This window comes from Bhargavaea ginsengi (genome assembly GCF_900109165.1).
GTDB lineage: Bacteria > Bacillota > Bacilli > Bacillales_A > Planococcaceae > Bhargavaea > Bhargavaea ginsengi.
The window spans coordinates 237,858-250,522 of the sequence record NZ_FNZF01000003.1 but is presented as its reverse complement, the minus strand read 5'-3'; the positions used below and the strand labels follow the sequence as shown (position 1 = coordinate 250,522).

Sequence of the window (12,665 nt, the reverse complement as noted above, 5' to 3'; positions counted from 1 at the left end):
AATATTCCGACCGTGATATAGTGATGGTGAAAACCGAACATGAACTGCCACTGGGGGAGCCTTTCGAAAGGCTGAGACGCGCATGGGCTGCGCGGACCCTTGGAACCTGATCCGGATCATACCGGCGTAGGGAAGTGGGGCCGCGCAGCTTTTGCTTTATCCGAATGCTGATTCAGGCCGCCTTCCGCGTTGATCCGGAAGGCGGCTTTTTCATGTTCTCCAATAAGGAAAGGGGACGGAGAAGATGGGATTTTGTGAACGGGTACGGCGGGAGTGCGATGGGATCTGGGAGGCAAGTTTCCGACATCCTTTCGTAGAGGCGCTTGCGGACGGAACGCTCGATGAGGACGTCTTCCGATTTTATGTGTTGCAGGACGCGTATTACCTGTCGCATTTCGCAAAAGTCCAGGCGCTCGGCGCGGTGAAGGCGAAAGACCTGCTGACGACACAAAGCTTTGCCAAGCATGCGGAAGCGACATGCTCAGCGGAACTGGCACTTCATGAGGAATTCTTCACGATGCTCGGTGTGACGCCGGAAGAGCATGCGGCATTCCGGCCGGCGCCGACTGCTTATGCGTACACGTCACATATGTACAGGGCGGCCGTCGAGGGTGATCTTGCAGATGTGCTTGCGGCACTGCTTCCGTGCTATTGGCTGTATTGGGAGATCGGCGAGCGGCTGAAGGGCGCTGAGCCGGGTCACCCGATCTATGATAAGTGGATCGCAACCTATGGCTCCGAATGGTTCGGCGAACTCGTGAACGAGCAGATCGACAGGATGAACCGGCTGGCGGAGGAACTGCCCGAGGAGCGCATCCTGGAACTTGGGGAGAGGTTCCGCAAAAGCAGCATCTATGAGCTGAACTTCTGGGAAATGGCATGGACACGAGAACAGTGGGAAACCCCGGAAATGGAGGGGGTCCGATGAGCAAACTGTTGTCGGAACTCCGTGAAAGGCGGCCGCTTGTCCACTGCATGACGAACATCGTCGTTGCGAACTTCCAGGCAAACGGGCTGCTTGCACTCGGTGCTTCCCCCGTCATGGCGGACGCGCCGGAAGAAGCCGGAGAAATGGCAGCAGCCGCGTCGTGCACGGTGCTGAACATCGGTACGCTCCACCGGGAGTCGCTGGAGGCGATGGAAATGGCGGGCAAGGCGGCGAACGGGGCAGGGAATCCCGTCGTGCTGGATCCGGTCGGTGCCGGCGCGACGCAATTCCGCCGGGACGCCGTCAGCCGGCTGCTCGGGGCGGTGGATGTCACGCTGATCCGGTGCAACGCAGGTGAACTTGCCGCGATTGCGGGCGTGGACTGGCAGGCTTCGGGGGTGGATGCCGGTGATGGTGACATGGACACGGAGACAGTTGCCGCGGAGGTGGCACGGCAGTACGGATGCGTTGTGGCGGTGACTGGGGAAACGGACGCGCTGACGGACGGTCAGCGGATCGTGCGCATCAGCGGTGGACATCCGGTCATGAGCCGGATCACCGGCGCCGGCTGTTTGCTGAGCGCGGTGTGCGGAGCGTTTCTCTCAGTGGGCAAAGACGACCCGTTCCGTTCAGTGGCCGCGGCACTTGCCTTATACAAGGCGGCAGGAGAGCGGGCGGCGGAAACCTCATCTCTTCCGGGAAGCTTCCTTTCTGCGTTTATCGACCGGCTGGCGTTACTGGGAGAGGAAGACTTCGCGGTTCCGGAGCCGGCCGAGGAGGTGCGGGCATGACAAGTGTGGCACTGACAATCGCAGGATCGGATTCGGGCGGCGGCGCGGGCATCCAGGCGGACCTGAAGACCTTCCAGGAGCTGGGCGTGTTCGGCACGTCCGCGCTCACTGCCGTCACCGCTCAGAACACGCTCGGTGTGCACGGCGTCTGGCCGCTCGGCCCGGAGGCGGTCCGCGCACAGATGGATGCGGTGTTTGCGGATTTTGATGTGGCCGCCGTTAAAACCGGCATGCTGTTTTCCGGGGATATTATTGCTGAAGTCGCGGCGGGTCTTGCCGGTGCGGGCCACCCGGTGCTTGTCGTGGACCCCGTCATGATTGCGAAGGGCGGCGCGCATCTGCTGCGGGAAGAGGCCGTGGAGGCGATGCGGGAAAAGATTCTGCCGCTGTCCACGGTCATCACTCCGAACATCCCTGAAGCGGAGGTGCTTGCCGGGATGATGATCCGGAGCTTGGAAGACATGGAGGAAGCCGGGCGCCGGCTGATTGCGTTGGGCACCCAATCCGTTGTCGTCAAGGGCGGCCATCTTGAGGGAGAAGAGCGGGCTTGTGACCTGTTTATGGATGGTCGCGGGGAGCGGATCTGGCTATCGGCGGAGCGGATCCGGACAAAAGACACCCACGGCACCGGATGCACATTCTCCGCGGCACTCACCGCTTTTCTTGTTGCCGGAGAACCGATTGGAAAATCCGTTGTTGGAGCCAAGCGGTTTATCCATGCGGCGATCTCTGACGGTCTCGGCCTCGGTGCGGGCCACGGACCGACCAACCACTGGGCGTACCACCGTGCGGGCAGCGCCCTGAAGGGAGAGGTGCTCATTGATTCGTGAGAAGCTCGGTGTTTATTTCATCATGGGCAGCCGGAATGCCGGCGAGCGCGATCCGCTGGAGGTGCTGGAAGAAGCGCTTAAAGGGGGCATCACCTGCTTCCAGCTGAGGGAAAAGGGCCCCGGTGCGATTGAGGGACGTGAACTGCGTGCATTCGGCGAAGCCTGCCGGGACTTGTGCCGGGCATACGGCGTGCCGTTTATCGTGAACGATGATGTGCGCCTTGCGTTGGAGCTCGGGGCAGACGGTGTCCATATCGGACAGGATGACGGTGACGCCGGAGAAGTGCGCAGGCTAATCGGTGACCGGATCCTCGGCGTCTCGGTGCATAACCTGGATGAAGTCCGGGAAGCCGCTGCTGCAGGTGCGGACTATGTCGGCATCGGCCCGGTTTACCAGACGACATCCAAGCCGGATGCCCGCCCGGTCTGCGGCACGTTGCCGCTCCGGGAAGCGGCTGAGGCATTCCCGGAGCTCCCGTCAGTCGGCATCGGCGGCATCACTGCGGCTAATGCCGGCCCTGTCATCGCGTCCGGCGCATCCGGCGTCTCCGTCATCACGGCGATTTCCCTGGCGGATGATCCGGAGCGGGCGGCACGGGAGATCCGGATGGCGATTGAGGAAACGATTAGGCGGAGAAGGCGTGCGGTCACATGAAATGGAATACAAAGACACTCGTCCTCATGACCATGTTCACCGCGATTGCAGTAGCTGGCTCGGTATTTGTCTCCTTCCCGGCGGGCGTGGCGCGGGCCTACCCTGTCCAGCACGCAGTCAACGTCATCGCAGCCGTCTCGCTCGGGCCTGGTCCTGCAGTCATGATTGCATTTTTGACAGCACTGATCCGGATCCTCACCGGAACCGGTTCACTGCTCGCCTTTCCCGGAGGCATGATCGGTGCGCTTCTTGCAGGCTGGCTATACCGGAAGACGGGCAGGGCCTGGACGGCATCGGCAGGCGAGATGGTCGGCACCGGCGTCATCGCCTCGCTTCTTGCGGCGCCCTATGCCAATCTCCTGATGGGTGCATCCGCAGGTGCTTTGTTCTTCCTGCCGGCATTTCTCGTCTCGAGCATCAGCGGTGCGCTGATCGGCCTGGCCATCGCAATCCGTCTGGAGTCGGCGGGCCGGCTACCCGCAATCGGGGAGCGTTCATAAATCCCGGATGATCGTTCATAGAATCATATGAGCCCTCGAGGCTGGGGGTATGGTTATCATTAGGCCTCACTCACCTTCTGTGAGCGCTAATAGAAGCCGGATGAAATGCGGAGGCAGGTGGCCTCCGCATTGTTTTTGCTCTCGTTTGACCACCCTGGTCAACTTGTCATATACTGGCGTTGACCAGGGTGGTCAATACCATCCGCAGAACGGGGTGTAAACGATGAAAGAATCATTCAGGCGCTTGGAAAGCGACCGTCAGCAAGAGATCCTGAAGGCAGCCATGCAGGAGTTTGCGGAAAACGGATTCGGCAAAGCATCAACAAACCGGATCGTAAAGAATGCCGGCATGAGCAAGGGGATGCTGTATTACTACTTCGAGAACAAGGAAGACCTGTTCCGGGACTGCATCAGTTATGCGCTGGATCATATGGAACAAAACCTGGAGGATTGGATTGGCACGGAGCAGGAGGGATTCATCGAGCGGATGGCCCGCATCGCGGAGTCGAAGCGCATCTATTTCCGTCAGCACCCTGAGATTTCCGCATTTGCCGCGGTGATCTTCCTGTCGCCCGAAGTGCCTCTTTTCTTCAAGGAGCGGCTAAAAACACTTATGGAGGAAGGGACACGGAAGATGTTTGACGGCCTCGATCTGTCACGGTTCCGCGGCGACTTGCCTCCGGAAACACTCATGCGGCTCGTCCAGTGGACATTTGACGGCTATGCGCGGGAGGCGGAAGAGCGGATGAAGTCGGAAGGGGTGGATTTCAAGGACCTGGACCGTTACTGGGATGAATTCGATGTGTATCTGGAAGCGATGAAGACGATCTATTACAAGTGGGACCGGTCATGAGCGTGCTGGAACTAAAGGGAATTACGAAGCGTTTCGGAAAGTTCACCGCAGTGGATGATGTTTCTTTTGAAATCCGGGAAGGGGAAGTGTTCGGGTTCATCGGGCCGAATGGCGCGGGCAAGTCGACCACGATCCGGGCCATTATAGGGGCGATCAGCCCGACATCGGGAGAAGTGCGGATCCACGGTAAGCCGGTGGCCGCTCAGCCGGACTACCGGAAGCATATCGCCTACGTGCCGGGCGATGTCCAGCTATGGCCGAATCTGACCGGCGGCGAAGTGATCCGCTTTTTCATGAAGTTGAGCGGAAATGACGACACAGAAAAGATGGATGCCATGATCCGGGAGTTCCGGCTGGATCCGAAAAAGAAGTGCAAAACTTATTCAAAAGGGAACCGGCAGAAAGTCGCGCTGATCTCTGCGTTCCTGTCGGAGGCGGACCTGCTGATCTTTGACGAGCCGACAACCGGCCTCGACCCGCTCATGGAGCGGACGTTCCACCATCATGTGCTTGCGGCAAAATTTGAGGGCAAAAGCATCCTCCTCAGCAGCCATATTCTCTCGGAAGTCGAAAAGCTGGCCGACCGGATGGCCATCATCCGTGAAGGCAGAATCATCGAAACCGGCCGGTTCAGTGAACTCAAGCACATCACTCGCGTGCACTACAGGGTCCGGACGCCGGATGATCTGTCGGAAGTCGGACGGATGGAGGGGGTGCATGAGTTCCGGCAGGAAGACGGGGAGGCAGAATTCATGGTCGATGCGGACAAGGTAAAAGAGGTGCTGGCTGTGCTGAAGCACTTTGAGCTGGATAACATCGAGACGCTGCCGCCGAAACTCGAAGATATTTTCATGCGCTACTACGACGCCGGGAGCGGTGCGTCATGAGGCATTACTTCCGCCTTTCTGTGCAAGACACCCGGTTCAGGATTTTCTGGTGGATCTTCGGCATTGCTTCTCTCACGCTCATGATGCCCCCGGCATTTCATGAGCTCTATCCGGACCAGGCAGATCGTGACGTACTGAAGGCCACGATGGAAAACCCGGCAGTCATCGCAATGACCGGCCCGATTCAGGAAGGCGATTACACACTCGGCGTCATGTTCTCACATGAGATGGCGGTGTTCATGGCGATAGTCGTCGGCCTCTTCAACATCATGATTGCGAATTCCCTGAGCCGCAGGAAAGAGGACGACGGGCTGCTTGAGGTCGTGCTGTCCAGGAACATCACGCGGAACAGAGTATTCGGGGCGCAGGTTTTGGTCGGTATCCTTATGAACGCGATTCTCGCGCTCGTGCTGTTTGCAGGCCTCCAGTCGTTCGGCTACGAATCGATGGAGACCGCGGGCAACTTCCTGTACGCCGCGCAGACATTCGGCTTCGGGCTGTTTTTCTATGGCCTGACCACTCTCGTGGCCCAGCTGCTGCCGTCCGCGGACTGGACGTTCGGCATCGTACTGGCCGTACTGCTGATTGGCTATGCATACCGGGCGGCAACAGACGTGGCAGCTCCGGATCTTTCCGTCATATCGCCCTACAACTGGATCAGCAGGCTTTCCTTGTACAGCGAAAATGAAGTAATCTGGCTTGTTCCGTTTGTCTTGGGACCGGTCTTTCTGCTTGCGGCATGGCTGCTGTTCAGAAACCGTGACCTCGGGGGTTCCGTCATCCGGCTGCAAGTGAACCGCCGAAGCCGGAACATCGGGAGCCATCTGCGTCTGGCATTCACGCTGAGCCGGACGCTGATCATCAGCTGGTTTGCCGGAATGCTCCTGATCGGCGCAAGTTACGGCTCAATCCTTGGTGATCTGGAATCGTTCATCGGCGATAACGAGATGCTCCGCCAGATGGCCGGTGATGGAGGAAACGGCCTGACCGTCCAGTTTATCGGGACGCTTATGGTGATCGTCACCCTCATCGGGCTCGTTCCGCCGCTCATGGTGATGGGGAAACTGTTGAAAGAAGAGCGGCGCTCGCATCTTGAATATCTCGGCACACTGAACATCAGCCGGATGAAGCTAATGGGAGATTATATTACCCTTGCCCTCGCTGCCGGCTTCCTCTCCCTGTTCCTCGCAAACACCGGCATGTACGCGGCGAGCCTTGGTGTGGAGGACATCGGCCTCACATTCGGTGATTACATGGTGAGCGCCCTGAACTACTTCCCTGCAGTTTTGCTGTTCACCGGGCTGTCCGCGTTTCTGATCGGCCTTCATCACCGGCTTCATGTTCTGGTGTGGCTGTATCTGTTCTACAACTTCTTTGTCAGTTATCTTGGTCAGCTGCTGGGCCTGGATGACAGTTACCGGATCCTGACGCCTTTCCATTATCTTAATGAAACACCAAGTGAAGCGGTTGATTGGGGAGCCTGTCTGGCCGTCGGAGGCGTTGGTTTGCTGCTGATGGCACTCGGGCTGATTTTGTTCAGGAAAAGGGATCTTGCATAAGAACACGGCATTTCCCGGGAAACATTTCATATTGAAAAGCGGAGGCATCCGGCCTCCGCTTTTGGCTCCGATGAGCGGACTGCCGGATGTTGTCGAATGGGTGCTTTCGGGAAAATAAAAAGCCCCGCACAAGGCGGGGCGGACATCATTCTCCCGGATCCTTCGGTTCCTCGGGAAACAGGAACCAGGAGAGGACGCCGCTCAGCAGGGCTGCGCCGATCGTGATGTACACGCGGTGTGTCCCGGGGACGTCCTGGAATTCTTTATTCAGATACCACCAGGCCAGACCGGCGACGATGAGCATGATGGGAATGGCGAATGTTAGTGCACGTTTCAATCGGAGTCATCCTTTGTGTGTTGTTGACCCGATTTTACCACAACGGATCAGTATCGGCCGCGCCGGAAGGGTCCGGGACCACCGAAGCCAGGTCCGCCGAAGCCTGGTCCTCCAAAGCCGGGACCGTAGGAATCCGCGTAGATGTTGCGTCCTGGAACCGTTGTTTCAGACTCGGTGAAGTAGTGGCGCGGTACGTTCACGACGTTCTGCCGGTTGACGTTCACGATCGGGTGGACGAACGGTACCTCACGTTGGGTGAAGGTGTCGTGGAAGCGGTATGTCGGCGGGCAGACAATCGGCTGTGTCCGGCACGTATGGCAGCCGCAGCCATGTCCATGGTGATGGTGTTGCATGTGTCGCCTCATGGTAAGCACCTCCTCTCTTTTCTTATTACATGCGTGACAATTGCGGGCAAATGGACGCGCGTCACGTCCCGGTCCTGTTTTGCCGTGTACCGGAAGGGGAATAGCCGGAGGAGAAAAGAATTAGCCGGAAGGAGGCACCTGACATGAAGAAAGAACGCGTTGTGCTGTTCGACGGAACCTGCAACTTCTGTGACAAAAGCGTCCAGTTCATCATTAAGCGGGATCCCGTCGGGCACTTCAAATATGCTTCTCTGCAAAGTGATGTCGGCCAGGAATTGAGGAAGAAGCACAAAATCCCTGAAGAGGTCGACTCGATGGTGCTGATCGAAGAGGACAAGGCATACACAAAGTCAACCGCAGCGCTCCATATCGCGAAAAAGCTTGATGGACTGTGGCACCTGGCCTTTCTGTTTATCGTTGTGCCGAAGCCGCTCCGCGACCGCGCCTACGACTATATCGCGGAAAACCGCTTTAAGTGGTTCGGCAAGAAAACAGAAGAAGAAGCCTGCAGATTGCCGCCCAAGAACATTAGGGAACGCTTTCTGGCATAATGACCGCGGATTCCCGCGGTTTTTCGTTTTCCGGGAAATTGTCGATTTCCGCGCTTATTTCCCGGGAAATATGTCGGGTTTTGCAATTATTTCCCGAAATGAAGAAGACCGCCTCGCCGGCGGCCTTTTTGTCGTTATTCAAAGTTGGAGGCGACCCAGTGTTGGTAGGCGATCACTTCCGACATATGCGCGAGTCCCTTCGACGCCGCCCGGTGGATGGGAACCCAGCCGTCGCCTTTGTCCAGGTAGACTTCGTGGTGGGGGGCCTGGTCGTGGTAGCCCGTCACGTGAAAAGTGCCGTGGCGGCGCAGGATGGCGTGAACTTCGTAATCGATCGTCGGTGCAGGGGTGATCGGATTGCCGACGGAGTGTTTCAGTTCGAACCCAAATTCCCTGCCGTCGTGTTCGAGCGGCTCGATCGTGAAGTCATCGATCGAAGCGGTTCCTTCCTCACGTTTCCGGCCGGACAGTCCGTAGGCGACCGTCTTGCCGGCTTCTTTCCGGAAGACGAGCGGGTAACCCGGATCTTTGTAGGACAGCGTTACGTCACCGCGCGTACGGAAGGACTCACCCTCCGGATCAAAGTAGCGGCCGTCACCTTTGAACGTCCGGTTCGGGGACAGCACATTCGGGTTGTTGATGAACTTTTCTTCAAGGAAGGTGGTGTATCGCATGCGCCAGCTTCCGACCGGATCGGGCTCGCGCCACTCCTCGGCGGGCAGGAGGAGCTTTGAAGGTTGCCCGATCACTTTTGTGATCCAGAACTCCTCCGTGACATCCTCTTCCGTGCTCGAATCCGGATTGAATTTCCCTGCGATCCGCCCTAGGATCGACTTGCCCGCGCTCATAGGCTCTTCGGCCTTCCGGGCGGGGCGTGTCGTGCGGATCATGTAGAATGTCCGCTCATCCGGAACATCGCGGTCAATGTAAGAACAATCTTTGGTTTCCGTGACAAGGTCGCCGTTTTTAAATACGGAATAGGTCTCGGCTTCAGGTATCCTCTCCCAGGAAAGGGCCACCTGTGATTTGGCGACAATTGTAGTAAAGACAAGGTAGCGGAGCGGGTTGTGGGCGTCTTTTTTCTGATTCAGGCCGGACGTCTGCATCATGATGACGTCCTCGGTCCGGTTGTTGCGGATCCGCTCGACCGAGTAGTGATACATTTTGCCGTCCTTCACGTAATCGTCGGTGAAATCACATACCGGACCTTCCTGGCGAAGTTCGCCTTCCTTATAAACCCGGTATTCATCGCCAGTATCATCCCACTCAAAAGTGATGACACCGGGACGGTGCGTCACCGAGCGGATTTCAAATTTCTCCGGTTCCAATCAGCTCACTCCTTTTCATGCGGTCTGCTGTTCCGAGTATCGGGCGTCTCTCTTTCGTGTATACCCGCAAAAGCGGCCGGGTACCGCATGGAGTTTTAAAGCGGATCGGGTACTATGGAGATGGAGGTGATCGATTGATCATGAAGGACCGGGCGAGGCCCGGAATCGGGAAGTTATGCGATGCCGGATTGCGCAGGCTCAGGCCGGGCCACCCGGTCGCCGGCAAGCTGGAGGAACGTCGGAAGCAGGCCGAAGCCGGATTCGGCGGGGAGGAGCGGGTTGACGCGGTGTTAGCGGAATACCGCCACCGCGATTCCATCCGGATTTTCGCGGATCTCGGCCTCATCTGCGGCTCAAGGTTCCAGCTGGACGCTCTTTTGCTTAGCCGGTCGTGGGCATGCCTTCTTGAAGTGAAAAATATCTCCGGCCGCTCCGTGATCAGGGACATCCCCCCTCAACTGGTCCGGATCACCAAGGACGGCCGCGAAGAAGCGCTCGGCAGCCCGTTTGCCCAGTTGGACAGCCACCTGATGCTGTTCCGGGACTGGCTGCATGAGCGAAACACCCCCATTCCTGTATACGGCGCCGTCGTCTTCGCCTACCCGAGTCAGATGGTCGAGGCGGCTGACGCTTCACACCCCATTCTCTTCCCGAACAATATTCCGTTTTTCTTGCGCAGTCTTCCCGCACAGCCCGTGCTGGAGGTACATGAATTGGACGGGCTTGCCCGCCAAGTACTTGCTGCACATCAACCTTATGTACAGCGGCCTCTTTGCACAATGTACCCTCAAGTGAGCCGGGCGGACATCCGCACCGGCGTCATCTGCCCGGACTGCGGAGGCATCGGCATGCGATGGCGAGACCGCGCGTGGCACTGCGGCTGCGAGTGTGTCTCCCGCTCCGCGCATATTGAAGCGCTCCGTGACTGGTTCTTCATTTTCGGCGGTGGCTTAACCAACGAGGAGTGTCGGAGGTTTCTGGGAGTGGACGACCGGCATGCGGCACGAAGAATGATGAAAAGTGCTGGTCTGATTGAAAGAGGAAAAGGCCGTTGGAAAACATATCATCAATATTGAAGTGTAGAGCACTCTTGGTGGGTGCTCTTTTTGGTAAGCGCGCATAGAAGTGCCGGCAGCGCGCATAGAAGCCGAACAACCGCGCATAGAACACCTGTGAGCGCGCATAGAACTCCGATAACCGCGCATAGGATTCTATGCGCGGTTATCTTAGTCTCTCTTTGCGTTCTGCCGTCCCACAAATCATGGACAGGCCAGCGCTCCAGAAAAAATTGAAACCATCGGCCCCCTTTCACCGTAGAAAGACTATACACTCCAAAAAAAGAGAGGGTTTTCCTCATGCTGAATTTATTGTTGTTTTCCGTGATCGCGGGTCTGGTGCTGGCGCTTCTCGCCGTGCCGTTCCGGGCCACCAAAAATGTGAAAAAGGACGGACACAAGACAGAGGAGCCGGTGAACACGGTGCCGCTCCTGATCGGTTCCGCCGTCACGTTCGCAATCATCACGTTTGCCGTCTACTACTTCATGAACCTTGACCGCAACTGGACGTCGCTATGGCCGGCGGTTGTCATCGCGGCTGTAATTGGTGCCGCATCTGCCGCAAGGGGGATGGAACGCAAGGCGCGCACGATCCTGTCCCTGGCCGCGCTCCTGTTCGCGGCTTACATCCTCGCTGCTCCGCTCTTTAACGCGGATGACAAGTACAAGGCGGTCGAGATGGATGAGCAGGTCGAGATCACAGCGTTCGACGAAACGAAGACGCCTGCGAGCGTGCCGCCAAAGTTTGCGCGCAACAAGATGAAGAAGGCGTTCGGCCAGGTGCCGAATACGAGCTACTACGAACTCGGCCAGCTGCAGATCCAGAAAGTGGAGGGCGAGTTTGTCTACATCGCGCCGGTCGAGTTTGCCGGATTCTTCAAGTGGATCAACGGCGACACGACGCCGGGATACTTCACGATGAGTGCGACCGACTCGGCCGACAATCCGAAGTTTGTGAAGTCCGAGATGGCATACACGCCGTCGTCCTACTTCCACAAAAACGTCGAACGCCATATGCGCATGGCTGAGCCGGGCCTCATCTTCTACGGAGATGCCCAGCTGGAGATCGACGATGAAGGCAAGCCGCACTACATCCGCTCATACGGGAAGTTCATCTCCGCAAGGAACGGCTTCGACGTGAAGGGTATTGTCTCTGTTGACCCGGCGACTGGGAAGACACAGCGCTACGCCATCGGGGATGTGCCGGAGTTTATCGACGGCGCTGTATCGCCCGAGGCCGTCAGCCTGGCAAACAGCTACTTCGGGAAATACGTCCATGGGTTCTGGAACTCGCTGTTCGGCAAGAAAGACGTGAAGCTGCCGTCCGATGAAGGCACGGAGGCTAACGTCAGCCCGGTGTTCGATGAAACCGGACAGATGTATTACTTCACCGATTTCACAAGTCCGAAAGAGGAAGTCGACTCGATGCTAGGCTATGCGCTGACTGATGCGCGGACGGGAGAGGCGACTTATTACACGGGCAACCTCGAGGAATCGTACATGGATTCCCAGGGTGCACTCCAGATCATCGAGAAAAAGTTCATCGAGAAGAAATGGTCCGGCGAGATGCCGGTGCTCTACAACTTCTACGGCGAGGCCAGCTGGCTCACGCCGGTGCTTGACCAGAACGGGTTCCTTCAGAACTACTTTATCGTCTCGGCGGCGAATCCGGAGATTTCGGCATTTGCCGGCACGCCGAACGAAGCTTTGAAGCTGTACAAGACGGCGCTACAGCGAGGCGGTTCAACCGTCGACGGATCGTCGGAGGCAGAAGAGGCGCAGGCGACAATCACCGTCCAACGCGTCTATAAGGAGCGGGCGGGCGACTTCACGCTCGTATCGGTCCTGGCTGAAGACGGGCGGAGCTTCCTCGCTTCCACGGAAACGGTGCCGCTCGCGGTCTATATCCAGGAAGGCGACAGCCTCGATGTCACTTACCTTGAAACCGGGGAGCTGTTCCTGCCGGTAAAAGAAATGACAAACACGACTATCGGACAATAAGCAAAGGCCCTCCGCGCGAGCGGAG

14 protein-coding genes and 1 riboswitch are annotated in these 12,665 nt (G+C 57.8%); of the genes, 11 read left to right on the top strand and 3 right to left on the bottom strand.

The annotated features are described in order from the left end of the window. Positions 1 to 42 precede the first annotated feature (42 nt). A riboswitch (TPP riboswitch) is annotated at positions 43 to 150 on the top strand. Between the two features lie 94 nt (positions 151 to 244). The 8 genes from tenA (at position 245) to BMX91_RS09970 (ending at position 7,003) form a co-directional block, all read left to right on the top strand. Further along, positions 245 to 928 (top strand): thiaminase II, encoded by a 684-nt coding sequence (tenA, locus tag BMX91_RS10005; protein WP_092053239.1) that lies wholly within the window; start codon positions 245 to 247, stop codon positions 926 to 928. Further along, complete coding sequence (thiM, locus tag BMX91_RS10000; RefSeq protein ID WP_092053236.1) at positions 925 to 1,719, top strand: hydroxyethylthiazole kinase; 795 nt, start codon at positions 925 to 927, stop codon at positions 1,717 to 1,719. The genes tenA and thiM overlap by 4 nt, the downstream gene beginning before the upstream one ends. After that, on the top strand, positions 1,716 to 2,549 hold the full coding sequence (thiD, locus tag BMX91_RS09995; protein WP_092053232.1) for a bifunctional hydroxymethylpyrimidine kinase/phosphomethylpyrimidine kinase: 834 nt from the start codon (positions 1,716 to 1,718) through the stop codon (positions 2,547 to 2,549). Before thiM ends, thiD begins: the two co-directional genes overlap by 4 nt. 22 nt (positions 2,550 to 2,571) lie before the next feature. After that, positions 2,572 to 3,204, top strand: coding sequence for a thiamine phosphate synthase (thiE, locus tag BMX91_RS09990; RefSeq protein ID WP_218143881.1), 633 nt, complete (start codon positions 2,572 to 2,574; stop codon positions 3,202 to 3,204). Next, on the top strand, positions 3,201 to 3,704 hold the full coding sequence (gene thiW, locus BMX91_RS09985) for an energy coupling factor transporter S component ThiW (protein ID WP_092053224.1): 504 nt from the start codon (positions 3,201 to 3,203) through the stop codon (positions 3,702 to 3,704). The genes thiE and thiW overlap by 4 nt, the downstream gene beginning before the upstream one ends. A 223-nt stretch (positions 3,705 to 3,927) precedes the next feature. Further along, entirely contained in the window at positions 3,928 to 4,557 is a 630-nt protein-coding gene (locus tag BMX91_RS09980; protein ID WP_092053221.1) for a TetR/AcrR family transcriptional regulator, read from the top strand. Further along, positions 4,554 to 5,444, top strand: a complete 891-nt coding sequence (locus BMX91_RS09975) for an ABC transporter ATP-binding protein (protein WP_092053218.1) — start codon at positions 4,554 to 4,556, stop codon at positions 5,442 to 5,444. The genes BMX91_RS09980 and BMX91_RS09975 overlap by 4 nt, the downstream gene beginning before the upstream one ends. Beyond that, positions 5,441 to 7,003: an ABC transporter permease gene (locus BMX91_RS09970; protein WP_092053215.1), complete on the top strand. Its 1,563-nt coding sequence runs from the start codon at positions 5,441 to 5,443 to the stop codon at positions 7,001 to 7,003. The genes BMX91_RS09975 and BMX91_RS09970 overlap by 4 nt, the downstream gene beginning before the upstream one ends. 145 nt (positions 7,004 to 7,148) lie before the next feature. On the opposite strand, the gene BMX91_RS09965 is transcribed toward BMX91_RS09970, so the two are convergent. After that, the gene (locus tag BMX91_RS09965) at positions 7,149 to 7,340 is read right to left on the bottom strand and encodes a hypothetical protein (RefSeq protein WP_092053212.1); all 192 of its coding nucleotides are present in this window, start codon (positions 7,338 to 7,340) and stop codon (positions 7,149 to 7,151) included. 47 nt (positions 7,341 to 7,387) lie between these two features. After that, the gene (locus BMX91_RS09960) at positions 7,388 to 7,705 is read right to left on the bottom strand and encodes a hypothetical protein (protein WP_092053209.1); all 318 of its coding nucleotides are present in this window, start codon (positions 7,703 to 7,705) and stop codon (positions 7,388 to 7,390) included. Positions 7,706 to 7,848: 143 nt separating this feature from the next. Between BMX91_RS09960 and BMX91_RS09955 the strand changes: the two genes are divergently transcribed. Then, positions 7,849 to 8,256, top strand: a complete 408-nt coding sequence (locus BMX91_RS09955) for a thiol-disulfide oxidoreductase DCC family protein (protein ID WP_092053206.1) — start codon at positions 7,849 to 7,851, stop codon at positions 8,254 to 8,256. A gap of 134 nt (positions 8,257 to 8,390) precedes the next feature. Here BMX91_RS09955 and BMX91_RS09950 read toward each other — a convergent pair whose 3' ends face one another. Beyond that, entirely contained in the window at positions 8,391 to 9,584 is a 1,194-nt protein-coding gene (locus tag BMX91_RS09950) for a DUF3238 domain-containing protein (RefSeq protein WP_092053203.1), read from the bottom strand. A 140-nt stretch (positions 9,585 to 9,724) separates the two neighbouring features. Here BMX91_RS09950 and BMX91_RS09945 point away from each other — a divergent pair, with 140 nt between their 5' ends. Beyond that, positions 9,725 to 10,660 (top strand): nuclease-related domain-containing protein, encoded by a 936-nt coding sequence (locus BMX91_RS09945; protein ID WP_245744400.1) that lies wholly within the window; start codon positions 9,725 to 9,727, stop codon positions 10,658 to 10,660. Positions 10,661 to 10,939: 279 nt separating this feature from the next. Next, entirely contained in the window at positions 10,940 to 12,640 is a 1,701-nt protein-coding gene (locus BMX91_RS09940; protein WP_092053198.1) for a hypothetical protein, read from the top strand. Positions 12,641 to 12,665: the final 25 nt, after the last annotated feature.